Source organism: Thalassotalea euphylliae (genome assembly GCF_003390375.1).
Classification (GTDB): Bacteria; Pseudomonadota; Gammaproteobacteria; order Enterobacterales; family Alteromonadaceae; genus Thalassotalea_F; species Thalassotalea_F euphylliae_A.
Window position 1 is genome coordinate 2,342,835 of the sequence record NZ_QUOT01000001.1, and the last position, 24,594, is coordinate 2,367,428.

The 24,594-nt window shown below is 43.9% G+C and carries 18 protein-coding genes, 2 tRNA genes and 4 rRNA genes; 9 read left to right on the forward strand and 15 right to left on the reverse strand.

All coding sequences use genetic code 11. The features are described 5' to 3' along the window. Positions 1 to 43 precede the first annotated feature (43 nt). From DXX94_RS10385 to glnG, 3 genes are all read left to right on the forward strand, one after another. Positions 44 to 553: a DUF4124 domain-containing protein gene (locus DXX94_RS10385; protein ID WP_116018447.1), complete on the forward strand. Its 510-nt coding sequence runs from the start codon at positions 44 to 46 to the stop codon at positions 551 to 553. A gap of 80 nt (positions 554 to 633) precedes the next feature. Beyond that, positions 634 to 1,725 (forward strand): nitrogen regulation protein NR(II), encoded by a 1,092-nt coding sequence (gene glnL, locus DXX94_RS10390; RefSeq protein ID WP_116015673.1) that lies wholly within the window; start codon positions 634 to 636, stop codon positions 1,723 to 1,725. A 2-nt stretch (positions 1,726 to 1,727) separates the two neighbouring features. Beyond that, entirely contained in the window at positions 1,728 to 3,128 is a 1,401-nt protein-coding gene (gene glnG, locus DXX94_RS10395; protein ID WP_116015675.1) for a nitrogen regulation protein NR(I), read from the forward strand. 21 nt (positions 3,129 to 3,149) lie between these two features. Here the strand turns inward: glnG and DXX94_RS10400 are convergent, their stop codons facing one another. From DXX94_RS10400 to DXX94_RS10435, 8 genes are all read right to left on the reverse strand, one after another. After that, the gene (locus DXX94_RS10400) at positions 3,150 to 3,530 is read right to left on the reverse strand and encodes a MerC domain-containing protein (protein ID WP_116015677.1); all 381 of its coding nucleotides are present in this window, start codon (positions 3,528 to 3,530) and stop codon (positions 3,150 to 3,152) included. A gap of 98 nt (positions 3,531 to 3,628) precedes the next feature. Next, positions 3,629 to 4,594 carry an elongation factor P--(R)-beta-lysine ligase gene (epmA, locus tag DXX94_RS10405; RefSeq protein WP_116015679.1) on the reverse strand — a complete coding sequence of 322 codons (966 nt, stop codon included), beginning with the start codon at positions 4,592 to 4,594 and terminating at the stop codon, positions 3,629 to 3,631. A 72-nt stretch (positions 4,595 to 4,666) separates the two neighbouring features. Beyond that, positions 4,667 to 4,781: ribosomal RNA gene (gene rrf / locus DXX94_RS10410) — 5S ribosomal RNA — on the reverse strand. 106 nt (positions 4,782 to 4,887) lie between these two features. After that, a 5S ribosomal RNA gene (gene rrf, locus DXX94_RS10415) occupies positions 4,888 to 5,002 on the reverse strand. Positions 5,003 to 5,215: 213 nt separating this feature from the next. Beyond that, positions 5,216 to 8,100, reverse strand: a 23S ribosomal RNA gene (locus DXX94_RS10420). A gap of 400 nt (positions 8,101 to 8,500) precedes the next feature. Next, positions 8,501 to 8,576 (reverse strand) — tRNA-Ala (locus tag DXX94_RS10425). A 123-nt stretch (positions 8,577 to 8,699) separates the two neighbouring features. Beyond that, positions 8,700 to 8,776 (reverse strand) — tRNA-Ile (locus DXX94_RS10430). A gap of 107 nt (positions 8,777 to 8,883) precedes the next feature. Beyond that, positions 8,884 to 10,426 (reverse strand): 16S ribosomal RNA (locus tag DXX94_RS10435). Together the 16S, 23S and 5S rRNA genes with 2 tRNA genes alongside form the textbook arrangement of a ribosomal RNA operon. Before the next feature lie 668 nt (positions 10,427 to 11,094). On the opposite strand from DXX94_RS10435, the gene DXX94_RS10440 reads away from it, so the two are divergent. After that, positions 11,095 to 11,853, forward strand: coding sequence for a hypothetical protein (locus tag DXX94_RS10440; protein ID WP_116015681.1), 759 nt, complete (start codon positions 11,095 to 11,097; stop codon positions 11,851 to 11,853). Between the two features lie 81 nt (positions 11,854 to 11,934). Further along, positions 11,935 to 13,029 (forward strand): tRNA (uridine(54)-C5)-methyltransferase TrmA, encoded by a 1,095-nt coding sequence (gene trmA / locus DXX94_RS10445; RefSeq protein WP_116015683.1) that lies wholly within the window; start codon positions 11,935 to 11,937, stop codon positions 13,027 to 13,029. Positions 13,030 to 13,106: 77 nt separating this feature from the next. On the opposite strand, the gene DXX94_RS10450 is transcribed toward trmA, so the two are convergent. Beyond that, a complete protein-coding gene (locus DXX94_RS10450; RefSeq protein ID WP_116015685.1) occupies positions 13,107 to 14,078 on the reverse strand; it encodes a hypothetical protein in 972 nt (323 codons plus the stop codon). Further along, complete coding sequence (gene fabR, locus DXX94_RS10455; protein ID WP_116015687.1) at positions 14,079 to 14,705, reverse strand: HTH-type transcriptional repressor FabR; 627 nt, start codon at positions 14,703 to 14,705, stop codon at positions 14,079 to 14,081. It abuts the gene before it with no gap. A gap of 174 nt (positions 14,706 to 14,879) precedes the next feature. Here fabR and DXX94_RS10460 point away from each other — a divergent pair, with 174 nt between their 5' ends. The 3 genes from DXX94_RS10460 to DXX94_RS10470 all read left to right on the forward strand — a co-directional run bounded on the left by DXX94_RS10460 (position 14,880) and on the right by DXX94_RS10470 (position 18,144). Beyond that, positions 14,880 to 15,998 (forward strand): fatty acid desaturase, encoded by a 1,119-nt coding sequence (locus tag DXX94_RS10460; protein ID WP_115998699.1) that lies wholly within the window; start codon positions 14,880 to 14,882, stop codon positions 15,996 to 15,998. Between the two features lie 183 nt (positions 15,999 to 16,181). Continuing rightward, positions 16,182 to 17,603 (forward strand): Si-specific NAD(P)(+) transhydrogenase, encoded by a 1,422-nt coding sequence (gene sthA, locus DXX94_RS10465; RefSeq protein ID WP_258872144.1) that lies wholly within the window; start codon positions 16,182 to 16,184, stop codon positions 17,601 to 17,603. A 4-nt stretch (positions 17,604 to 17,607) separates the two neighbouring features. Continuing rightward, a complete protein-coding gene (locus DXX94_RS10470) occupies positions 17,608 to 18,144 on the forward strand; it encodes a phosphoglycerate mutase family protein (RefSeq protein WP_116015689.1) in 537 nt (178 codons plus the stop codon). A gap of 38 nt (positions 18,145 to 18,182) precedes the next feature. On the opposite strand, the gene DXX94_RS10475 is transcribed toward DXX94_RS10470, so the two are convergent. The 4 genes from DXX94_RS10475 to bioH form a co-directional block, all read right to left on the reverse strand. Continuing rightward, positions 18,183 to 18,485: a hypothetical protein gene (locus DXX94_RS10475; RefSeq protein WP_147302268.1), complete on the reverse strand. Its 303-nt coding sequence runs from the start codon at positions 18,483 to 18,485 to the stop codon at positions 18,183 to 18,185. Between the two features lie 153 nt (positions 18,486 to 18,638). Continuing rightward, entirely contained in the window at positions 18,639 to 19,748 is a 1,110-nt protein-coding gene (locus DXX94_RS10480) for a putative metalloprotease CJM1_0395 family protein (RefSeq protein WP_116015693.1), read from the reverse strand. 19 nt (positions 19,749 to 19,767) lie between these two features. Next, positions 19,768 to 20,055 (reverse strand): hypothetical protein, encoded by a 288-nt coding sequence (locus DXX94_RS10485; protein ID WP_115998695.1) that lies wholly within the window; start codon positions 20,053 to 20,055, stop codon positions 19,768 to 19,770. Between the two features lie 191 nt (positions 20,056 to 20,246). Beyond that, complete coding sequence (gene bioH / locus DXX94_RS10490; protein ID WP_116015695.1) at positions 20,247 to 21,038, reverse strand: pimeloyl-ACP methyl ester esterase BioH; 792 nt, start codon at positions 21,036 to 21,038, stop codon at positions 20,247 to 20,249. A gap of 151 nt (positions 21,039 to 21,189) precedes the next feature. Between bioH and DXX94_RS10495 the strand changes: the two genes are divergently transcribed. Continuing rightward, positions 21,190 to 21,951 carry a ComF family protein gene (locus tag DXX94_RS10495; protein WP_116015697.1) on the forward strand — a complete coding sequence of 254 codons (762 nt, stop codon included), beginning with the start codon at positions 21,190 to 21,192 and terminating at the stop codon, positions 21,949 to 21,951. An 11-nt stretch (positions 21,952 to 21,962) separates the two neighbouring features. Here the strand turns inward: DXX94_RS10495 and DXX94_RS10500 are convergent, their stop codons facing one another. Then, positions 21,963 to 24,506, reverse strand: a complete 2,544-nt coding sequence (locus tag DXX94_RS10500) for a M14 family zinc carboxypeptidase (protein WP_258872145.1) — start codon at positions 24,504 to 24,506, stop codon at positions 21,963 to 21,965. Positions 24,507 to 24,594: the final 88 nt, after the last annotated feature.

The following is a 24,594-nucleotide window of genomic DNA, read 5'->3' on the forward strand; positions in this document are numbered from 1 at the left end:
AGATTAAAGGTTAACCACTTTGCAGGAGCAACTTGATACGCACATGAAGCAATTTATCATTTTCATATTTATCGCTGTTATCGCGATACCTGCACAGGCTTATCAAGCTAAGGTATACGTTTGGCGTGATGAAAATGGCGTATTGGTTTTTTCTGATAGCCCAAGACCAGGCGCTGAAGAGGTTGAAGTTAAAGAAGAAAACACCGTACTCCCCTCAATAGACACCTCTATTCTTGATATCAAGCCACAAATCATTGAGGACAAATATCAAGTCGTTATTACCCAGCCCGAGCACAATGCAACTATCCGTGACAATAGCGGCTCTGTCTATGTTGCAGGTGGCATTAAACCAATATTTAAGCGCGGCTTTCGCGTTCAGTTATACCTCGATGGAAATCCCTACCAAGAACCTCAAAACCACTCCATGTTTGCGCTACGTAATATCGACCGTGGCGAACACCAAATTAAAATTGATTTAATCAATGAGAAAGGCAAGGTTATTGCATCTTCAAAGCCAGTAACCTTTTATATGCACCGCGCCTCTGTCAACTAGCGCTTTTGGGTGCAATTAAAACGGTTTAAACATATAGTTTCAGATATCATGCACATTTTTGGTGCACATGGAGTCATCTGTTGTTAAATCGTGCAGATCTAATCAAACATAAATCAACTTATCAGCAACAACTTGCTAGCCAGCTTGTAACTGCTGTAATGGTACTGGACGAAAAACTTACCATCCAATATCTAAACCCTGCGGCAGAAGCGCTATTGATCAAAAGCTTCAATAAACTGTTCAACGTTGCCTTCGAAGATGTATTTCCCAACAGCACGATAGACGCAGCCAGGTTGCAGCAAGTGATTGAAAGTGGACAGGAGTTTACCGATAGTGATGTGGTGATATACCTTGGTGATAGCTACAAGTTTACTGCGGAGATAACCGCGTCCAGTACTGAATTTAATCAGTCTCCGCATATCTTGATTGAGCTAAAGCAAATTGATCAGCAAAAACAAATTAGCGCCGAGGCCTTTCAACAGCAACAATGGGAGTCGGCTCGAGACTTGATTCGAGGCCTAGCACATGAAATCAAAAACCCGCTGGGTGGCCTGCGCGGCGCGGCGCAGCTGTTAACGAAAGAACTAAATCAAGAGCAGCAAGAGTATACGGCGATGATCATCGAGCAGGCTGATCGCTTGCGCAACCTTGTTGATCGCTTGTTAGGGCCGAATCAACTCCCCAAAATGACTCAACAAAATATCCATTCCGTTTTAGAGAAAGTTAGCCAACTAATTAGCTTTGATAACGAAAAAGATATTATCTTGATAAGGGATTACGATCCTTCAATTCCAGAAATTGCTTTTGATGAAGACAAGCTGTTACAAGCCATATTAAACATCGTAAACAATGCGATTCAAGCGATCGAGCCGGCAAACAGCATTACACTAAAAACGCGTATTGCCAGTAATCAAACAATCAACGGCAAGCGCGTTAAGTTATCAATATTGATTAGTATCATTGATTTTGGCCCAGGCATTCCAGAAGATATTCAAGACACCCTTTTTTACCCTATGGTTTCAGGACGCTCAAACGGTACTGGCCTTGGGCTTTCAATTTCCCAAACACTAATCAACCAACACAAAGGGAAACTCTCCTGTATCAGTCGCCCTGGCCGCACTGAGTTTATGATTTTATTACCCTTATCTGAAGGGAAGAGTGAAGAGATTTAAGTATGATTGCCGAACAAGTATGGATAGTAGACGACGACAGCTCAATTCGTTGGGTACTGGAAAAGGCATTTAAAAGTGCAGAAATAAGCTGCGCCTCTTTTGAGAACGCACAAAATTTATTAACAGCTTTAGACCATGGTCAACCAGAGGTAATAATCTCTGATATTCGCATGCCTAATATGGACGGTATGGCATTACTTAACCAGATCAGCCAACACCATCCAGATATTCCGGTTATTATCATGACCGCCCACTCTGACCTTGATAGTGCGGTTAATGCCTATCAAGGCGGTGCTTTTGAGTATTTACCAAAACCTTTTGATATTGACGATGCAGTTGCACTTGCGCGAAGAGCGCTAGCACATGTTAAAGAGCAAAGTGCTAAAGCGAAAAAAGGTCAAACAGCGCCAACAAGTGTAGGCATTATTGGTGAAGCACCTGCGATGCAAGAAGTCTTTCGTGCCATCGGCCGATTATCTCGCTCTAGCATCAGTGTGTTAATCAATGGTGAGTCGGGTACGGGTAAAGAGCTCGTTGCTCATGCATTGCATATGCACAGCCCTCGCTCTAGCGAAACCTTTATTCCACTTAACATGGCAGCAATTCCTAGAGATTTGATCGAATCAGAATTATTCGGCCATGAAAAAGGTGCCTTTACTGGTGCTAACTCTGTGCGCCAAGGCCGATTCGAACAAGCCCATAACGGCACACTATTTTTGGATGAAATTGGCGATATGCCGCTGGATGTGCAAACGCGCCTACTTCGCGTGCTTGCAGATGGCCAGTTTTATCGCGTTGGCGGTCATTCCCCTATTCGTGTAGACGTGCGCATTATCGCAGCCACCCACCAAAACCTAGAAGAAAAAGTCAGAAGTGGCGATTTTCGAGAAGACTTATTTCACCGCCTTAATGTAATCCGCATTCAATTACCCGCACTAAGAGAGCGCAAAGAAGATATTGAGCAACTAGCAAATCACTTCTTAAAGCTGGCAGCAGATGAACTTAGTGTCGAACCCAAGGTTTTGCATAAAGATGCTGTTACTCAGCTGAAGTTAAGCAACTGGCCGGGTAACGTTCGTCAACTAGAGAACATATGCCGCTTTTTAACCGTGATGGCTAGTGGTAAAGAAATATTACCTGAAGATTTACCAGAAGAGTTGCATGACACTCCATTGCCACAGGTTGGCGAAGGTGAATCTTGGCAATCACTATTAAGCCAATGGATGGATGAACAACTCGCTAAAGGGCGCAGTGCAATTCTTGATGAGGCGACACCAGAATTTGAAAAGATTATGCTGCAACGAGCGCTGTCATTTACTGGCGGTCACAAACAAGAAGCAGCTAAGAAGCTTGGCTGGGGACGGAATACGTTAACGAGAAAATTAAAAGATTTTGATATGTAGAAGAGTAATTGACGACTGCGCTTAAGAGGTGCAGTCGTGCTCTGTGCATTGCTTACAGCTATTGCATAGCTTCATATTAATAAAATGGGCAGCGACAATTAATACGGCACCGAAGATAACAAAAAACGGCTCGTACGCTTCACCAAAGTCGTGTCGAAGCCAATAGACAGCAACACCTAAGTACAACAGATAAAATGGATAAAGCTTACGATGATAACGTCTAAAGCCTGAAAACAAAGCAAACGTGCCTAACATAGCTGTAGCAATTAAGAACACAAATTCCCACGTATGATCGGCTAAAAAGCTTAGTCCTAACAGTGGTAATGCCGGTAATAAAATAGGCAGCAGAATGCAATGTAATGCACACAAAGATGTCGCTGCTATACCAATTCTATCTAACACTTGATTACCTCTATTATTGACCTTTTGATACTATATCACATTAGGTATAGTATCACACAGGATAATTGCTAAATTATGTAACTTTACACGCTCTTTTACTATGCGTTGTGGGTAGTGAACGTCATCACTTCTTTAATTGATTCCTTATCTAGAGCTAACATCATTAATCGATCAATGCCCAAGGCTACTCCTGAGCAAGCAGGTAATCCATGAAATAAAGCCGAGAGAAACTTTTGATCGATTGTTCTAGCGTCTAATCCCATTAGCCCTCTCTGTTGGTTATCTTCCTCAAAACGCTGTAATTGTTGCGCTTGATCAGTTAACTCATGAAAGCCATTAACAAGCTCTATTCCCTTGAAGTAACATTCAAATCGATTCGCTACCCTAGTATCGGCTTCATTTATCGTAGCTAATGATGCTTGACTACTTGGAAAGCTATGAACAAAACAAGGAACTTTCTGACCAATCTTAGGCTCAATCCACTCACAAAATATAAACTGTAATAAGGTATCAACTGAAGTTGTTTGTTCAAGCCAAGGCTCTAGCTTACCTTGACGACTAATAAAGCCAAAACAATCTGCTAGTGACGTGTCTAAAGGATTAATGGGTGTATAGGTTAAAAAGGCTTGTTCATAACTACACACCTCTGTCTCTTTAACAGACAACACTTCCGTTAACAGTTCACTCACTTCGTTCATAAGCTCCTCCATTGAAAAGCCAACGCGATACCACTCCAACATCGTAAATTCTGGATTATGCAATCTTCCCTCAGCTTCATTTCTAAAGGCTTTAGCGATTTGATAGATAGATTGATATCCTGATGCCAGTAAACGTTTCATCGGATATTCAGGAGAAGTTTGCAAATAAAGTTGGCAAGCACCATCTTGATGCCAATCATAAGAAGTAGGGATGGGATCTAAATGCACATCAGTGATCGTGCCACTACACATTTGTGGTGTCTCAACTTCTACAACATTACGCTTATTGAAGAATGTTCTGATTGCAGAGAGTAACTTTGCACGCTGCTGTGCAGTTTCCCAATCCATACTTGGTTGCCACGACATAGGCTGCTCTTAAAGATGAATGCTGTTTTAGAAAGAAAAAAGCCTAGCATTAGAGCTAGGCTTTATAAAGGGTGCTGGTAATGTCCTACTCTCACATGGGAACTCCCACACTACCATCGGCGCATTTGCATTTCACTTCTGAGTTCGGCAAGGGATCAGGTGGTTCTACAAAGCTATGGTCACCAGCAAAAAACTGTTATTGATTAGTATTTGAATCGTTTAACTAATTACTAAGCAATAATAGCTTTAAGTAAAAAGCCCTTGTCTTAAGACAAGGGCTTTTCTAATTAAGTGCCTAGCGATGACCTACTCTCACATGGGACCTCCCACACTACCATCGGCGCAGTTGCATTTCACTTCTGAGTTCGGCATGGGGTCAGGTGGTTCTACAACGCTATTGTCGCTAGGCGAAAAAAGTTACAATTTGGAAAGACGTGCATGGAAGCACTAATGTCGATGAGGTTCATGGATGAATGTTGTTCATCGACGCAATATATATCGCTATTCAGCATACTGAGTACGTGACTCATATTTATGACTTGTCAGTCTTACAAACTCCATGGATGGAGTAAATCAGGTAACTGTCTGGAACAGTTACGTGAAAAACCATTTGGGTGTTGTATGGTTAAGCCTCACGGGCAATTAGTATCAGTTAGCTCAAGGCCTCACAACCCTTACACACCTGACCTATCAACGTCGTAGTCTCCAACGACCCTTCAGGGGACTTAAAGTCCCAGTGAGAACTCATCTCAAAGCCTGCTTCCCGCTTAGATGCTTTCAGCGGTTATCAGTTCCGAACGTAGCTACCCGGCAATGCTTCTGGCGAAACAACCGGAACACCAGAGGTTCGTCCACTCCGGTCCTCTCGTACTAGGAGCAGCCCTCTTCAATTCTCAAACGCCCACGGCAGATAGGGACCGAACTGTCTCACGACGTTCTAAACCCAGCTCGCGTACCACTTTAAATGGCGAACAGCCATACCCTTGGGACCGACTTCAGCCCCAGGATGTGATGAGCCGACATCGAGGTGCCAAACACCGCCGTCGATATGAACTCTTGGGCGGTATCAGCCTGTTATCCCCGGAGTACCTTTTATCCGTTGAGCGATGGCCCTTCCATACAGAACCACCGGATCACTATGACCTGCTTTCGCACCTGCTCGACGTGTCTGTCTCGCAGTTAAGCTGGCTTATGCCATTGCACTAACCGTACGATGTCCGACCGTACTTAGCCAACCTTCGTGCTCCTCCGTTACGCTTTGGGAGGAGACCGCCCCAGTCAAACTACCCACCAGACAGTGTCCCCAACCGAGATAATCGGCCTAGGTTAGAACATCACGCATACAAGGGTGGTATTTCAAGGTTGGCTCCACTCACACTGGCGTGCAAGTTTCAAAGCCTCCCACCTATCCTACACATGTAGGAGCAATGTTCACTGTCAAGCTATAGTAAAGGTTCACGGGGTCTTTCCGTCTAGCCGCGGGTATACGGCATCTTAACCGCAATTTCAATTTCACTGAGTCTCGGGTGGAGACAGTGTGGCCATGATTACGCCATTCGTGCAGGTCGGAACTTACCCGACAAGGAATTTCGCTACCTTAGGACCGTTATAGTTACGGCCGCCGTTTACCGGGGCTTCGATCATGAGCTTCGCAGAGCTAACCCAATCAATTAACCTTCCGGCACCGGGCAGGCGTCACACCGTATACGTCATCTTTCGATTTTGCACAGTGCTGTGTTTTTAATAAACAGTTCCAGCCACCTGGTTACTTCGACCGACCTCAGCTTAGGGAGCAAGTCCCATCACCAGAGCCGGCGTACCTTCTCCCGAAGTTACGGTACTATTTTGCCTAGTTCCTTCACCCGAGTTCTCTCAAGCGCCTTAGTATTCTCTACCTAACCACCTGTGTCGGTTTGGGGTACGGTTCCTTTATATCTATGCTTAGAAGCTTTTCCTGGAAGCAGGGCATCAACAACTTCAACTCCGTAGAGCCTCGTCTCGTATCTCAGCCTTAAGAACCCGGATTTGCCTAAGTTCTCAGCCTACATACTTTCACATGGACAACCAACGCCATGCTTGCTTAGCCTTCTCCGTCCCTCCATCGCAATATAAAGAAGTACAGAAATATTAATCTGTTTCCCATCGACTACACCTCTCGGTCTCGCCTTAGGGGCCGACTTACCCTGCCCTGATTAACATGGGACAGGAAACCTTGGTCTTTCGGCGAGGGGGTTTTTCACCCCCTTTATCGTTACTCATGTCAGCATTCGCACTTCTGATACCTCCAGCATGCTTCTCAACACACCTTCAACGGCTTACAGAACGCTCCCCTACCACTCAAACAAAGTTTGAATCCGCAGCTTCGGTGCATAGTTTAGCCCCGTTACATCTTCCGCGCAGACCGACTCGACTAGTGAGCTATTACGCTTTCTTTAAAGGATGGCTGCTTCTAAGCCAACCTCCTAGCTGTCTATGCCTTTCCACATCGTTTCCCACTTAACTATGACTTTGGGACCTTAGCTGGCGGTCTGGGTTGTTTCCCTCTTCACTACGGACGTTAGCACCCATAGTGTGTCTCCCGGATAGTACTCATTGGTATTCGGAGTTTGCAAAGGGTTGGTAAGTCGGGATGACCCCCTAGCCTTAACAGTGCTCTACCCCCAATGGTATTCGTCCGAGGCTCTACCTAAATAGATTTCGGGGAGAACCAGCTATCTCCCGGCTTGATTAGCCTTTCACTCCGACCCACAGGTCATCACCGCATTTTTCAACATACGTGTGTTCGGTCCTCCAGTTGGTGTTACCCAACCTTCAACCTGCCCATGGGTAGATCGCCGGGTTTCGGGTCTATACCCTGCAACTAAACGCGCAGTTAACACTCGCTTTCGCTACGGCTCCCCTAATCGGTTAACCTTGCTACAAAATATAAGTCGCTGACCCATTATACAAAAGGTACGCAGTCACACAGAACAAGTCCATGCTTCCACTGCTTGTACGTATACGGTTTCAGGTTCTATTTCACTCCCCTCACAGGGGTTCTTTTCGCCTTTCCCTCACGGTACTGGTTCACTATCGGTCAGTTAGGAGTATTTAGCCTTGGAGGATGGTCCCCCCATGTTCAGTCAACATTTCACGTGTGCCGACCTACTCGATTTCACTTATGTTTGTCTTCGTGTACGGGGCTATCACCCTGTATCGCCAAGCTTTCCAGCTTGTTCCACTAACGCCCATAAGCTTAAGGGCTAATTCCCGTTCGCTCGCCGCTACTAAGGAAATCTCGGTTGATTTCTTTTCCTCGGGGTACTTAGATGTTTCAGTTCTCCCGGTTCGCCTCATTAAGCTATGTATTCACTTAATGATAGTGGCTTATGCCACTGGGTTTCCCCATTCAGAAATCCTAGGTTATAACGGTTTTTATCACCTTACCTAGGCTTATCGCAGATTAACACGTCTTTCATCGCCTCTAACTGCCAAGGCATCCACCATATACGCTTAGTCACTTAACCATACAACCCCAAATAGTTTTACTTATTTAAGTCACCAAGAGACAAACCTCGATGCTAATGTATGACTGACATTTTCACGTACTCATTAACAATTCTCATAAAAGAACAGTAATGGAGTATGCTTGAATTAGATTGATAAATGATAAGGAAAAATCATTTATCAGGTTTGATTACTTTATTCATTAAAGAAAAGAGCGCGACACTCTTGTCTTACCTAAAGCAATCATTCGAATATTTTTCTTATGTAAAACAAGAAATATATTCGGGATATATATCAGCTTTCCAAATTGTTAAAGAACTCAATTTAAGGCACATTCGCTTAAATCGTGGTTTAAAAAACCAAACGTAAATTGTTCAATTGAACACCTTAAGTTTGGTTTCTCATTCTTATGCGAAGAAGTGGTGGAGCTAAGCAGGATCGAACTGCTGACCTCCTGCGTGCAAGGCAGGCGCTCTCCCAGCTGAGCTATAGCCCCTTTATTTCTCAATAAAGAGTGGGCACATGTTGGTCAAGCTTCAATTCAAGCTAATCAAGGCGATTGGTGCCGACGTTTAGTTCGCTAAACGAGGTAACAATCAACGCTGAATAGCGAAGAATTTGGTAGGTCTGGGCAGACTTGAACTGCCGACCTCACCCTTATCAGGGGTGCGCTCTAACCAGCTGAGCTACAGACCTATTATCTCAATTAAGAGTCGTCCGAAGCTTACATGTTAGGACTTCTTCTACGTTCGTTATCAATGCAATGTGTGTGAACACTCAACATGTTGCGTTTTACTTCAAGATAAGGAGGTGATCCAACCCCAGGTTCCCCTAGGGTTACCTTGTTACGACTTCACCCCAGTCATGAATCACAAAGTGGTGACCGTCCTCCCGAAGGTTAAACTAGCCACTTCTTTTGCAACCCACTCCCATGGTGTGACGGGCGGTGTGTACAAGGCCCGGGAACGTATTCACCGCGACATTCTGATTCGCGATTACTAGCGATTCCGACTTCATGGAGTCGAGTTGCAGACTCCAATCCGGACTACGACGTACTTTCTGGGATTCGCTCCACCTCGCGGTCTCGCTGCCCTCTGTATACGCCATTGTAGCACGTGTGTAGCCCATCCCGTAAGGGCCATGATGACTTGACGTCGTCCCCACCTTCCTCCGGTTTATCACCGGCAGTCTCCTTAGAGTTCCCGCCATTACGCGCTGGCAAATAAGGATAGGGGTTGCGCTCGTTGCGGGACTTAACCCAACATTTCACAACACGAGCTGACGACAGCCATGCAGCACCTGTCTCAGAGTTCCCGAAGGCACTAATCTATCTCTAGAAAATTCTCTGGATGTCAAGGGATGGTAAGGTTCTTCGCGTTGCATCGAATTAAACCACATGCTCCACCGCTTGTGCGGGCCCCCGTCAATTCATTTGAGTTTTAACCTTGCGGCCGTACTCCCCAGGCGGTCAACTTAGCGCGTTAGCTACGCTACTCACGTTTCAAGAACACAAACAGCTAGTTGACATCGTTTACGGCGTGGACTACCAGGGTATCTAATCCTGTTCGCTCCCCACGCTTTCGTGCCTCAGCGTCAGTATCTGTCCAGGTGGCCGCCTTCGCCACTGATGTTCCTTCCAATCTCTACGCATTTCACCGCTACACTGGAAATTCCACCACCCTCTACAGTACTCTAGTCAAACAGTTCCAAATGCAGTTCCGAGGTTAAGCCCCGGGATTTCACATCTGGCTTATCAAACCGCCTACGCACGCTTTACGCCCAGTAATTCCGATTAACGCTCGCACCCTCCGTATTACCGCGGCTGCTGGCACGGAGTTAGCCGGTGCTTCTTCTGTCGCTAACGTCACAGCTAGCAGATATTACCTACTAACCTTTCCTCACGACTGAAAGTGCTTTACAACCCGAAGGCCTTCTTCACACACGCGGCATGGCTGCATCAGGGTTTCCCCCATTGTGCAATATTCCCCACTGCTGCCTCCCGTAGGAGTCTGGGCCGTGTCTCAGTCCCAGTGTGGCTGATCATCCTCTCAAACCAGCTAGAGATCGTCGCCTTGGTAGGCCTTTACCCCACCAACTAGCTAATCTCACTTGGGCTAATCTTTTGGCACGAGGCCCGAAGGTCCCCCGCTTTGGTCCGTAAACATTATGCGGTATTAGCAGTCGTTTCCAACTGTTGTCCCCCACCAAAAGGCATATTCCCAAGCATTACTCACCCGTCCGCCGCTCGACGCCAAAGGAGCAAGCTCCTCTTCGTTTCCGCTCGACTTGCATGTGTTAAGCCTGCCGCCAGCGTTCAATCTGAGCCATGATCAAACTCTTCAATTAAAATCGTTTGTGAGACATCAGTCTCGGCTCAATGAATTCTGTACAACTCTTCATTTCACTTTTAAAAAAAGTGAGACAAAAAGTAAACTTATAAAAAGTATTCTGCATGAGTTCACTGAGTTAATTTTTGCTAAGAAAAACTTAGCTATATTTGTAAAATCAACATCATGTGAATGCTCACACAAATTGCATGATAACTAATTGTTAAAGAACTGAATCTTTCGATTCAAACAAAACATCGCACTCGTGTTTTGTGGTTACTCTCTCGTTGAGAGCGGATGCGCATTTTACGCTTCCTAGTTTTGATGTCAACAACTTTTTAAAAAAATCTTTAATTCATTTTTCTAAGTTATCTGACCCGTTTACTTAGCAAACTTGCTAACTAAACTTATCAAAACACTTCGTTGGGCTGCCCCGTGGAAGTGGATGCGCATTTTAGAGATTTTTAGCTGGGCGTCAACAGCTAATTTCAACTTTTTAACCGTTCGCTGTTTTATTGAACGATATCGCCAAATAATAGTCCTATATGCTAATGAAGCCTGTGAATTCGCTGGATAAATACACAGAGGCGAAAACATTTCGATTCAATTATAGTCAATGAGTTGTATATGAGCAGCAGTATCCTTAGTCGTAGCAATATAGCAAACGCAAATACAAAAAAGAGAATAATGATGCGTACCCTAGTTTTTATTTGGTTATTTATAGTTATTAGTTTTAGCAGTTATGCAAGTGACCCAAGTAAGGATGCTAAAAGCAAACGTATAATTGCAGGGTTCATAAAACAACAAGCAAAAGCCAACGTTAATATAGGAAGAAGTGTTAGTACTATTTTAGGTCGTTATCCTGAACAGGTAGATTTAGTTATTCCAGTGGCTTTAGAACTATACCCTGATAAATACGAACAGATTGTTCGTGGCGCCATTAATGCAGAACCAGCACTGGCCTGCGATGTAGTTGTTGCGGCAATTGACAGTAAATTAGTGGATAGTCAGGAAATCGTGCGTATTGCAGTAGAGTCAGATCCAGCTTATGCCAGTGAAATCGTAGAAACGGCTGCATCGCATGATATTGCAGAAATTCAAAACATTGTCAGAGTTGCCATTAGTACCAGCGACTTCCATCAAGATGCAATTGTTGAGTCCACCATATCTAGTTTCCCTGAGCAATTCGCTGAAATACTATCAGGCGCAATTCAAGCCTTACCTGACCAAATCACGACTTTCGTTTCTACTGCATTGGGAATTGTGCCAGAACAGAGTGAAGAAGTCGTAGCGACTGCCGTAAGTCAGAATAAGCACATTGATAACCGCAAGATTGTTGATACCGCAATTGCCAATGGTATGAACCAAGCCACTGCAATTGATGCCGCGTTAGCCGGTGGCGCAAAGCCTGACGAATTTGCCAATATTACAGAAGAAGCTAAGTAGTCGCTTTAACTATCAGCCATAATACTAGACATATGCGCAGTTACGGTTAAAATCTGCGCTCCCTGAAATTGAGGCGTTTCTATGTTTAGTCATATTCATCCTGATAATTACCCACAACAACTTGAACAAAAACAACAGCAAATCCGTGAAATGTTTGCTGAATTCACACTTCCAACGTTTGAGTGTTTTGAATCTGAACCGCTAAATTATCGCTTACGTGCAGAGTTTCGTGTTTGGCATGATGGTGATGACCTTGACTACATCATGTTCAACAGTGAAACAAAAGAAAAATTTAAGCTGACGACATTTCCAGTAGCAAGCGTTTTGATCAATGATGCAATGCAAGCTTTGATTCAGTTTGTTAAAGCGAATGAATTGCTGCGCCGTAAACTATTTCAAGTTGATTTTCTTTCAACATTAAGTGGTGAATTGTTAGTAAGCCTGCTTTACCACAAACAGTTAGATGATGCTTGGCAAGCAGAAGCGCAAGCATTGAAAGCTGAGCTTGCCAAAATCGCACCAACAGACATTATCGGCCGTGCCCGTAAGCAAAAGGTTATTCTTGATAAAGATTATGTAGTTGAAACACTCACCGTCGATGGTAAGCAATATCATTATCAGCAAGTTGAAAATAGCTTTACGCAGCCAAATGGCGGTGTAAACCAGCATATGTTGAGTTGGGCAAAACACGCAACCCAAGGTCGTGGCGGCGATTTGATTGAGCTATATTGCGGAAATGGGAATTTTAGCCTTGCCTTAGCCGAGAATTTTGATCGTGTTTTAGGCACGGAAATATCGAAAACATCGGTCAATTCTGCGCAATACAATATCAAAGCGAACAATATAGATAATGTTGACATTGTCCGTATGTCGAGTGAAGAGTTCACTCAAGCAATGAATGGCGAGCGCACCTTTAGACGATTGGATGGCTTCGACTTAACCAGCTACAAATTTGATACGGTATTAGTCGATCCACCGCGTGCAGGTTTAGACCCAGACAGCGTTGAATTAGTTAGACGATTTGATTTAATTGTTTATATTTCCTGTAACCCGGAAACACTGAAAGACAACCTACAGGCGCTAACGACAACTCATCATATCGAGCAGTTTGCCTTATTTGATCAATTCCCTTACACCCACCACGTTGAAACAGGTGTTATCCTTAAACACCGTTAATCTTAGCAACGCGCTAACATACATAGCGCTTATTGCAAACCACATTTTCTAGATCACATTTTCTAAGCCAAAGTGAGCTAACGAGTTTTTAGCTCACTTTGTATATTGCTAATTATATTGCGAACTAAATCTTGGCTTAAGTCTCTTGCTTGAGCCACTTTTTCTGGTGAAAGTTGCTTGCTCATGCGCTGTTCTTGCCATTGGTATCGACTATATAGTTGACTATCGTCTGTTAATTCCAACAACAGATACAGATACGCTAAAGCCTGGCTACCGTCATTATTTCCAAACTTTTGCTGCCATAAATTATCAGATAGACGCGCGATGGCTTTCACATTCCCTTGCAATGCGGCAGTTGTTAAATACTCCTGCTGAGCCGCCAGCACCTCAGTTCTTGCAGTCAATGCAGAGCGAGTTTCACTTTCTACCTTTACTAATAGCTCGGTATTAGCGAAACCATAGTCAAGCATGGCGTCAAGATGACCTTGGTTTGCTGCAAACGCTAAATAATGAGCAAATTGCTTTTTGGTCGCATGCATTACCCCTTGGCAATATTCATAGTTTTCTGCAATTTTGGCCAGGTAATGATCATCTTCATTGTTGTCGAGTGCTTTATTTACTCTATCTTGGTAGCTTTCTTCATCGCTGGGAGTGTAAAAACAGTATCTCAGATTTTTGGCAAGTATAAATGCAGCCTGCAAATTTCCATTTGCGCTCAAATATTCAAGTTGAGCTAATTGAGTATGCAGTGGCGTTGATAACTTCCAGCTACTGGTTGGTTGCCTATCAATACCCGTTAGCTCTTCTATAGGTTGACCGTTAATCTCAGCATTTAAGACGTTTGAACTTTCTGGGCAGCTTTGTTCGTTACTATCATGGAAACAGACATCAGTACTATCGCTAAACTTGTGCTCTAGTGCTATTAAAGTTGTGTCCCCTTTATCGCCTGTGCTAACAATATGTTGCTTATCCTCAGAACATTCCAATAGAGAGTTAACAACGATAGCTACCGCTACAAAGATAAAAAAAGCAGTCGCCGCCCAGCGCATTTACAAGTGCTCTTTAACTCTTAATCGAGCAGAAAAATCACTGGCTCCACGCGCGATAAATCGCAACTGTTGCACCACATTCTCGGCTAACTCCTCTCGCTCTTTCAAATCAATATCTAGAGCGTCAGCGCCAGCGCTGAACACTATCGTTACTGCAGCTTTTGCTTGGAGTAGTGCAACTTGTGCATCTAGTTTATTGGCTTCTTGCAAGTAGTCACTCAGTTCAAGGGTGAAATAACGAATTTCACGATTAACCGCCGCACGAAAAGCCGCTGATGTGCCAGAACGTTCACGCAATAATAATCGAAAAATATTGCCGTTGTTCTCAATAAATTCCATAAAGGTATGAACAGATATCTTGATAACCGAGCCACCTTTGGCAATACGTTGCCGTGCCTGACGCATCAATTGACGTAACGTTAAGCCAGCTTCGTCAACTAGCGTTAACCCAAGTTCATCCATATCAGAAAAGTGACGGTAAAACGAAGTTGGTGCTAAGCCCGCCTCTTTGGCCACTTCGCGTAAGCTCAAACTCGAAAAGCTGCGATCTGCACTTAATTGCCCTAAAGCTGCATCAATTAATTGTCGACGAGTTTTCTCTTTTTGCTGGGCACGAACTCCTGCCATTAGATTACCTTTGTTTTTATAGACTTAGTCATAATACTTAATTGAAATTCCGTTGTCAGGTGATGACAATTGGGTGAAGTTTATCACAGATCAACATTTCTCGGCTTGACTCAATATCTGCGCCAGCTAAAATAGTGAACACTTGTACGCTCAAATATCTAAATCGGAAAATTAATGAATAAGCCTCGTATTATTTGGCTAAACGTTTTAGTGTTTTTAATCACTTTCTTGTTTGCTGCCATCGCCGTGCCATACCGTGCTATAACCCATGGATTCGACGGTGCTGAAATAACTATGGCAATTGTCTGCTTTATCTACTGTGGTATGTCAATCACAGCAGGGTATCACAGACTGTGGTCACACAAGACTTATCAGGCACACTGGAGCTTACGCCTGATTTATGCACTAGGTGGTGCATTTGCCCTACAAAACAGTATTTTGCATTGGTCTTCTGATCATCGTATTCATCATAAGCACGTCGACAACAATGATGTTGACCCATACTCAGCGAAACGCGGCTTCTGGTATTCACACATTGGCTGGATGCTCCGTGAATATCAAGCACATCGTTATAATAACTATGACAATGTGCGTGACTTACAAAAAGATAAAATTGTTATGTGGCAACACAAACACTACCTTGCCCTAACCTTAGCGATGAACTTTGGTGTGCCATTGGCATTTGGTTTATGGCATGGCGACGTGATCAGCAGCCTGTTGCTAGTTGGTTTCTTCCGCTTGGTAATGAGCCACCACACAACCTTCTTTATTAATTCATTAGCTCATATCTGGGGTAAGCAAACTTACACAGATAAAAACACTGCTCGTGATAACGGCGTGTTAGCTTTCTTTACTTTTGGTGAGGGTTACCACAACTATCACCATATCTTTGAAAATGACTATCGCAATGGCATTCGCTGGTATCAGTTCGATCCAACCAAGTGGTTAATCAAAGGTTGTAATTATATTGGCTTAACCTCGAAGTTGCGTACCTCACCGGAAGATAAGGTCGAAAAAGCAAAATTGGCAATGACCTTAAAGCGCAGTCAACAGCGTTTAAGTGCGCACCCTCAAGCCGAAGAAATGCGTCAAAAGCTACAAGCTGAGTATGATTTATTAATTGCTAAATTAAATGAATTCTACGAGCTTAAAAAGCAGGTATTAGTGAACAAGAAAGATAAGTTGCTTTCAGAAGTTGAAAACTCAGAGCTGATCAAGCAATTTACAGAGCTTAAGCAAACACTTGCTGAGCAGCGTAAGAGCTGGCAACTGCTAACCGCAAAACTTGCATAGTATTCTTATAATAGCTGTTACAGTTTGCCGAAACGGGTGACCATTTCGGCAAACTGCCTCTCGATATTATCCTATCTCTTTTGCAGCCAATTTCAGCATCTTCAATCAGAACGCGTATAATTAGTTACCTATCCTACTAATTCTTGGTAAAATTTCACCAAACTGTTTTCTGGGGAAGGTAACTTGGCTAAAGCAAAATCTACATCAAAAATCACATTCGACTTTGACGCAATCGTCATTGGTACAGGTCCAGGTGGCGAAGGCGCAGCAATGAACCTCACCAAAGCAGGCCAGAAAGTTGCAGTTATAGAAAAACATAATGAGGTTGGCGGCGGCTGTACGCATTGGGGCACCATACCGTCGAAAGCGCTGCGTCACTCCGTCAGTCGCTTGGTTGAGTACAACAGTAATCCGCTATTCAATCAATCTGAAAAAGCGGCGACCTTAACCTTCGATAATATTTTACAACACACCACAAAAGTGATTCGTGATCAGGTGCGTTTGCGCGGCGGTTTCTACAGCCGAAATGAAGTCAAGGTTTACCACGGTGAAGCTACCTTTATTGATAAGCACAATTTGCATATTCAGTACCCAGATGGTTCAAGTGAGCAAGTAAGTGCCAAAACAATTGTCATTGCTACCGGTTCTCGTCCTTATCGACCAGCAGATGTTGATTTTACTCATTCTCGTATCTATGACTCTGACACCATTTTGTCGCTAAAGCATGAACCAAAGTCGATCATTATTTATGGTGCCGGTGTTATTGGCTGTGAATACGCATCAATCTTCAGAGGTTTAGGTTGTAAGGTAGATTTAATCAATACCCGCGATCGCCTATTGTCATTTATGGATGCAGAGATGACAGATTCGCTAAGCTACCATTTCTGGAACAGCGGTATCGTGATTCGCCACGGTGAAGAATACTCAGCAATTGAAGGTCGAGATGACGGTGTTGTATTAACCCTGCAATCAGGTAAGCGCATGAAAGCTGACTGCATACTATTTGCCAACGGCCGAACGGGCAATACCGATAAGCTCGGCATTGAGAATATCGGTTTAACGGCGAATTCACGTGGCTCATTAACCGTTGATAGCACCTACAAAACCGAGGTTGATAATATCTATGCCATTGGTGATGTTATTGGCTACCCTAGCCTTGCTAGTGCAGCTTATGACCAAGGTCGTATTGCCGCTGACTACATTCTCAGTATCTCTACTGAAGGCCAGTTAATTGAAGATATCCCGACAGGTATTTACACCATTCCAGAGATGTCGTCAGTGGGTAAAAATGAACAAGAGCTCACTGCCGCAAAAATCCCTTATGAAGTTGGCAGAGCCTCATTTAAACACTTAGCTCGCGCACAAATTGGTGCTAGCCCTGTTGGTAGTTTAAAAATTCTTTTCCACTGCGATACCAAAGAAATTTTAGGTATTCATTGCTTTGGTGAGCGCTCTGCTGAGATTGTGCATATCGGTCAAGCCATCATGCAGCAAAAAGGTGAGGCGAATACCATTGAATATTTTATTCACACAACCTTTAACTATCCAACAATGGCAGAAGCTTATCGCGTTGCGGCGCTCAATGGCTTAAATCGCCTGTTTTAATGCGATGAAGTTGTTGCCTAAGTTATTGCTAAGTGTGGTTTTTGCTGGGCAGATATTTTTATCTGCTCTAGCGCCACCTGCTCTCGCAGATAGTTTCAGTTTATATTTGACACGACACGCAGAGAAACAGTCAAACAGTGCCGACCCTTTACTAACAAACTGCGGCCACCAAAGAGCAATGTTACTTGCTGACACACTCAGCAACGTTGAGATTCAGGCGGTTTATAGCACCAGCTACCAAAGAACGTTGGCTACTGCCCAGCCAACAGCTACGGCTAAACAACTCAGCGTAACTCAATATGCACCCAATGGGCTTGAACAATTAGCAAGAGTACTTAAACAAAAACAATTGAATACGCTTGTGGTCGGGCACAGTAATACCACTCCCATGCTGCTGTCACTGCTCACCGGCAAGGCTTTTGACAAAATTCCAGAAGATAATTTTCGCCATCTATATCAGGTCGTCATAACCACTGATCAGAACAACGAGATTACGGATATGGTAGTGACTGATCTGACTCAATCGCTGCGATGTCGCTAGTTGCTAGTTGCTAGTTGCTAGTTGCTAGTTGCTAGTTGCTAGTGAGTATTGGATTCTGCGCCAAGTTCCAGCACTTTATAATCATTAATTTTGAAGAGTTTGCCCCATTGCTGGGTCGTTAGCATATCGGTCATAAATTCCCCCTTCAAAGCTAGCACGGTACCTTCTATTCGGTATGCTTTAGGCAAGTTCATTGGCAGAAGCTTTTCATTTTGATCGGTAACAATGCCATAAAAGCCGCCTTCAAAATTTAGGTAATGCACTTTACCTGTTTTCCAACCCTGCTGCTGATACTCTTTTGCTGTCATTGTTTGACTTACATCCATTGTTTTATCTGACATTGGTTTATCTTGCTGAGCGAAACTTATCATGGGTAACAGACACAGAGATAACAAGTACCTGCTTATTGCATTAATCGACGGTAGGAGTGTATGGAAAAGAGAGTGGATCATACGTGACTTGCTCCGTAGCATACAATCACCAAATGTAAGCCACTATGCTTGCAAGACAAACTGGCTTCTAGGTGGCAAGTCATAGGCTTGGTTGATGGCCAAATAACGCGACTCAATCACCCCTGCTCTTTGGTCAATTTCTTCAGGCCGCTGTGGCAAACTTGGAGAAATTGATTCTTGCGCCTGAATTGTTGACTGGACAAAGCTATCAAAGTCACCACGGGCAAAATCACTTTGCTGTGAACTTGCACCTGTATCTGCATCTAGATTTGAAAAGCTTGAGCTGGGCACACTAACTGCTGACGTTGCCGATACTGCAGAATCAAGGTTAGCACTCACGTCATCAGATCCAAGTTCAGCAGTGCGCTCTGAGCCAAAGCTATTGATTGTTGGCCGACCGTCACCTGATGGTTGTGGTGATTGCTCATCACCCTCTTCCACTCTTTGCTGTCTGAGCACTTCTGCCTGCGCTTGAGCAATAATACGAGAGGCTTCTGCCGCAACACGTAAATCTTGCGTCGAAGGATTCGCAGGAGCAAGCGCAGCGTCATAAACCCTACGCATCTTGGTAATTGTTTCTTGTGGTGAGCCAGCCTCAGATAAATCCACCGAGACCTCACCTTCAACCGCATAACGGCGGCCATCAGGGCCTATTTCAAAGCTATAACTTGGCGCGCCAGTGTATGGACCACCTACCGCTGCATGCGCTTGCTCATGAGTACGAACTTCCAAATCACGGGCACTAAGTTCACGCACCGCTTGTTGTTCGTCCGGCGTTAACTCACGGCTGTTGGTATTGGAGTCCTCACCGCTATTCTCATCTTCCGCTTGGGCATCAGCACTTTGCCCTTGTTCTTGTTGACCTGGCTGCTCACCAGATTGATCTTGACCTCGTTGGCGCTCATTGATGCTGGCACTTTCTCGCTCTGCTTGCTCTTGAATAGCAGCAAAATCAATACCTTCTTCAACGTTTTGTGCCGGTGTTCTGGCACGTTCACGCTCACTGGCAACGCCTTTCTCAGCAGCACTCTGACTAAGCGCTGGCGCTTGTGTAATAACTTCTCGCTGAACATTGTCACGACGCAAGCTGTCAGTGGGCGGGTTGACCACTGTCGCTAAAGGTAACTGATTAACTTGCGTCGTAATATTCATCGCGGGTATATGCTAGGTACTAGGCGGTAACATCAAGTAACGTACCGAGTGTTTCATCGGCCGTTTGAATAACTTCTGCAGAGGCGCGAGCTTGGAATTCAGCAACGCGAAGGTTAACAACCTCTTCGGTAAGATTAGGCTCAGACTCACCAGCTAAACCAGCTTGTGCTGCTTGGCTTTCAAATTCACTGCGCTCTTGCTCGGTGATTGTTGTCGCATCAACAATATTTGCTGCAGTTTCATTTAAACGTTGATTTGCGTTCGTAAACCCTTGTAAGCCCGCATTAAAGGCTGATTGAACATCCATCACCTACTCCTAAAATCTGTCTTATGAACTAAAACTCACAGTGCTTGCAACACTTGTCGGAATACTTATCGCAACATAAGTCGCAATATAAACAACACTGTGTATTACTACTTAGTCAGACGACTGACATGTTTGTTCAATTATCGAGCAGAGCTGCCTAAAAGTCAATCAGGGTAAGGGGTGTGAATAATTTAATAGTGACCCGTATTATCGCTTAACCAAGCGTTCAAATGTTCAACAAACTCCTGAAAATTCGAAATAAATGGTGCATGTGACGCCTTATCAAAAACAACCAAGTCACTATTTTTGGCTAAATTATCAACCAAATTAATCACTTTTTTCGGAACTAAGCTATCCATTTTTCCATAAATGCGCAGGAAAGGCATTTTGATTTGAGCCAAGTCTGCTCTTGTATCTGCACTTGCCAGAATATGCAGACCTTGCTCCAAAGCTTTTCTATCAGGAAGTGGCTTCGCCATCACCAACTGCTGGATCTGCCGGATGTCCTCTTTAATATGATTACTGCCCATTGCTTGAATCTTCAAAAAGCCTGACAGGGTTTTACCAATATCTTTTGCAAGTTGCTGATGAAAAGTTGCTAACAATTCAGGCTTGATACCGGGCCAATCGTGATTTTCAACAAAATAAGGAGAAGTCGCGACATGCACTAAACCCAGGACATCGTTTTGCGGCGCTGTTCGAGCTATTTGGGTTGCCACTAAACCACCTAGTGACCAGCCCAAATAAACAGCAGGCTCGGCAACGGATTGATAAACAAGTTCGGCAAGATCAGCCAATTCATAATGTGCAGGTAGGCAATCAACATTATCACCATAGCCCGGCAAATCAATTGATATCACTTTAAAGCGCTCGGCGAGCTTAACTGCGAGAGGCTCAAAAACACCACTATTTAGCCCCCACCCATGCAACAAAACAATAGGTGTCCCCTGTCCAATACTCGAAAATTTTAAACTTTGTGCCATGCTTGCTTATAAATAATAAGTTAATGACTTAGTTTAACGAAATCAGTAGCGCCAGCCTAGCTTTGATAACAGCATTCCTGTTTAGGCAAGTATCTAGTTGGCTTTAATGTTTCTGAATTCTAGGATTAACTAACTGTGGCAAGGATTGCCTGTGATAACTGACACTATTGAGAAGCTTGTCGCCAAAGCGACACAATTAGTCCATCTCTTTAATTATTGTGAATTGTGTGAGCAACCAATTTACCAACAAGTGGCTTTATGCGACCACTGTGTTTCATTAATCCCACGTTTTCAGTTAGACAGCCTTAGCGGAGACTTGCTAAATCGACCTGAAATTTACGGACTTTACAGCAAATGTGTATTTGACCACCTAATCGCGATTTCCCCCTATCAATACCCCATGAGCGACTGGTTAAAACAGTTCAAATACTTAGGCCGTTGGCAGTATCAACGGCTTTGCTGCCGAGTGCTGAACTTTCATTTAAATGAGCTGCTTAAGCTAAGCGACTTTTGCCCGCCAGATATTGTGATGCCTGTCCCCATTCACATTAACCGCTGGCAGCATCGAGGTTTCAATCAAACCTTACCGTTAGCACGAACTGTTGCCAAGGTATTCAAAGTTCACTGCAACGCAGATTGCTTGGTACGGCAAAACCAAACAGGTTCGCAAGCGCAAGCATCTGGTCAACTGCGGCGTAAGCAGCTGAAAAACAACTTTGCGTTACTCCCCAACGAAACAAGCTATGAAACAAGCAACGAAGTAACGGGCAAGCGTGTAAAGCTCGAGGGCATGCACGTTGCACTGGTTGATGATGTTGTCACCACAGGGGCAACGGTGAGTGAAATTAGCCGCCTATTGAAAGCGGCTAATGTCGCTAAGGTGAGTGTCTACTGTTTAGCGCTTAGCTTATAGACTCAGTACGACTATTTAGACTTAGCCGCGACATCAAATGCCGTTGCGAAAAACAACGTATTCGCCAAAATTTTTGCCGTACCTTGCCAATAGCCTCTGAATGTATAGTTCTCGGTGGTCGCAACCACTCTGCCACGACCGACATTATGAGCAACCAGCGAAGCATTATGTGCTAATCGATTCACCAAATTCTCGTCAGCATAACCACTGAGTAAAGGTGACTGGCCAAATTTAGCCACAGTTGAGAACGGCACTTTAGGCTTATTCATTATTAAACTGCTGTTCTTGAACACAGGTAAATTATTGCTCTTAAAGCCAAACGCTAACGGGTGGCTGGTATCAATTTCTGCGTTAAAAATTGTACCTGCAATGCGTTTGCGAGCCGTTAACCCTTGCTTGTCTTGATAACTTAAATTATCAGTATCGAATAGTTGATCAAGTTGTTCTTTGGTGGCAAAGCTTGCCTGCAATAGCTCTTTGTCTGCTAACCACTTGGCAGCACGTTTCTGGGCAAAAACAACGCCCCCTCGATGTAGCCAGTTTGACAGCCTCTTGGTCACGCTTTTTGATAAATCATCATAGTGGCCATCAACCATAACAATATGACTGTAATCATCAAAGTTAAGCTTGCTCAAACGCTGTTTATCAACAATAGAAACAGGAATCTCAAGTTCTTGATCTAAATAGTAGCGAATTTCACCTGCCTCATACTGAGACACACCGTAACCACCAATCAATAATACTTTTGCAGGCTCAATCAGTTTGAATGATTGGCTACCTAAGTCGATACCATTAATTGTTAATCCTGTATTTATTGGAAATACAGGTAATGCTAATGCATCGCTCTCTGCCTTTAAGATATTAAACCAGTCACCTTGCTGTTGAATACCCGCAGCAATCAGCAAAGTACCTGATGCAAATGTTTGCTCTGTTTCAGCATCAAGGTTACTAAAAGACTTGGTAGCGACTTTTACTTGCAGTCCTTTGGCAAGTAGCTTGTTTAATAGCTTAGGTGCTAGATAGTCTTGCCATTCTATCGCGTATGCATACGCAGCACCTTCAAGTTCACTTGTCTGTTTCGCTTTTTGCTGCCATGCCTTATTCAGCAGCTTTAAGCCCCAAGTGCGGGCTACTTGGCTAACATCAATATTCATGGCTAACGGTAACGTCCAACCAGAAACATCATAGAAAGTGTTATCAGCAAATTCCGTTTGCTTAGTGAATAAGGCTTGAATTAATCGGTATTGGCGCTGAGCCAAAGGAACGAAATAGCTATGCTCGGCACTAAATACGCGATTATTCAAACGAAAATCTTCACTTAGCGGGAATACTTCAATTTGATGCTGTGCTAGCTTTGACAAGAACAAATTTAAACGCGTGTTATCGTCACTCTCGGTAAACAAATAGCCCGCATATTTTTCTTTTTTCGCGGCTTTAAGGCCCGACTCGTAGAAAGTTTCTCGATACTCAGCCAATGCACCTCGTTGCTGCCATGCGCCGCGCAAGGTAGAAAAGGAAGTTAACAATTGGTTTTTAATACCATACTCAAAGGTCAACAAGCCGTTTACTGTATCTTGCTGCATACCGCGACTTGACGCTTGCTCAAACAAAATACCCACCGCACCATTAACATCAGGGTAGGTACTGCCTTTGCCGTAGTAAAAATCATCAAAGCTTTCTTGGGTGTAATACAAGCGCTGCTCTTCATCGAGCGCCTTTGCATGAAACTCCGCTAACTTTTGTGTCAACTCAACATTCTTAGCTGGCGTTAATGGGTTGGTTCGCGTTGGAATACCTGGCTGGAAGAAATAGCTACTATTCGCGCCCATTTCATGAAAGTCACCTAAGACATTAGGCTGATATTGGTGATACATCTTCAAGCGATTAACACTTTCCACTTGGCTAAGTAGCAACCAGTCACGGTTTAAATCAAACCAATAATGATTGGTGCGTCCCGTTGGCCAACTTTGATTGTGTTCAATATGGTTAGGATCACTATTTGCCGAGTGGCTACGGAATGTTGTTACCCAGTTAGCAAATCTGTCCATACCATCGGGGTTCACACTCGGCTCAATAACGATCACCATATCATCAAGCCATTGCTTTACTTCGTCGCTTTGTGATGCAGCCAAGTGGTAAGCAACCAACATCGAAGCATGGGCACCACTGATTTCGTCGCCATGAACACTGTAACCTAACCAAACCACTAGCGGATCGTCATCACTGACTTTATTGTTTTGTCGATTAGTTAGAGTGCTATCTAACTTGGCTAGATTTTCTGGCGAAGAAATTGTCAGTAATACCTGTTTACGTTGCTGATAGGTACGGCCAAATTCGGTGAGCTTGATACGCTCTGATTGCCCAGCAAGTTGTGACATATAATCTAGCAGTTGATCGTGCCTTAAATGGCGCTCGCCAACGCCAAACCCCAATACTTGCGATGGTTTACTGATTTGTGCAGCGTAATTATCCGTGCTTGACAAGTAATAACTCAGCTCAGCAGCGTTCGCTGTCAGCGTAAAAAGGCTAAGTAAAAAGCCCGTACTAACAGTCAAACACCTGTTTAAAATTTGTTGAAAAAACATTTATCTATCCCCACATTTATGTGCCTAACGCTATCAAAATCTGGCAAAGGGCACTAGT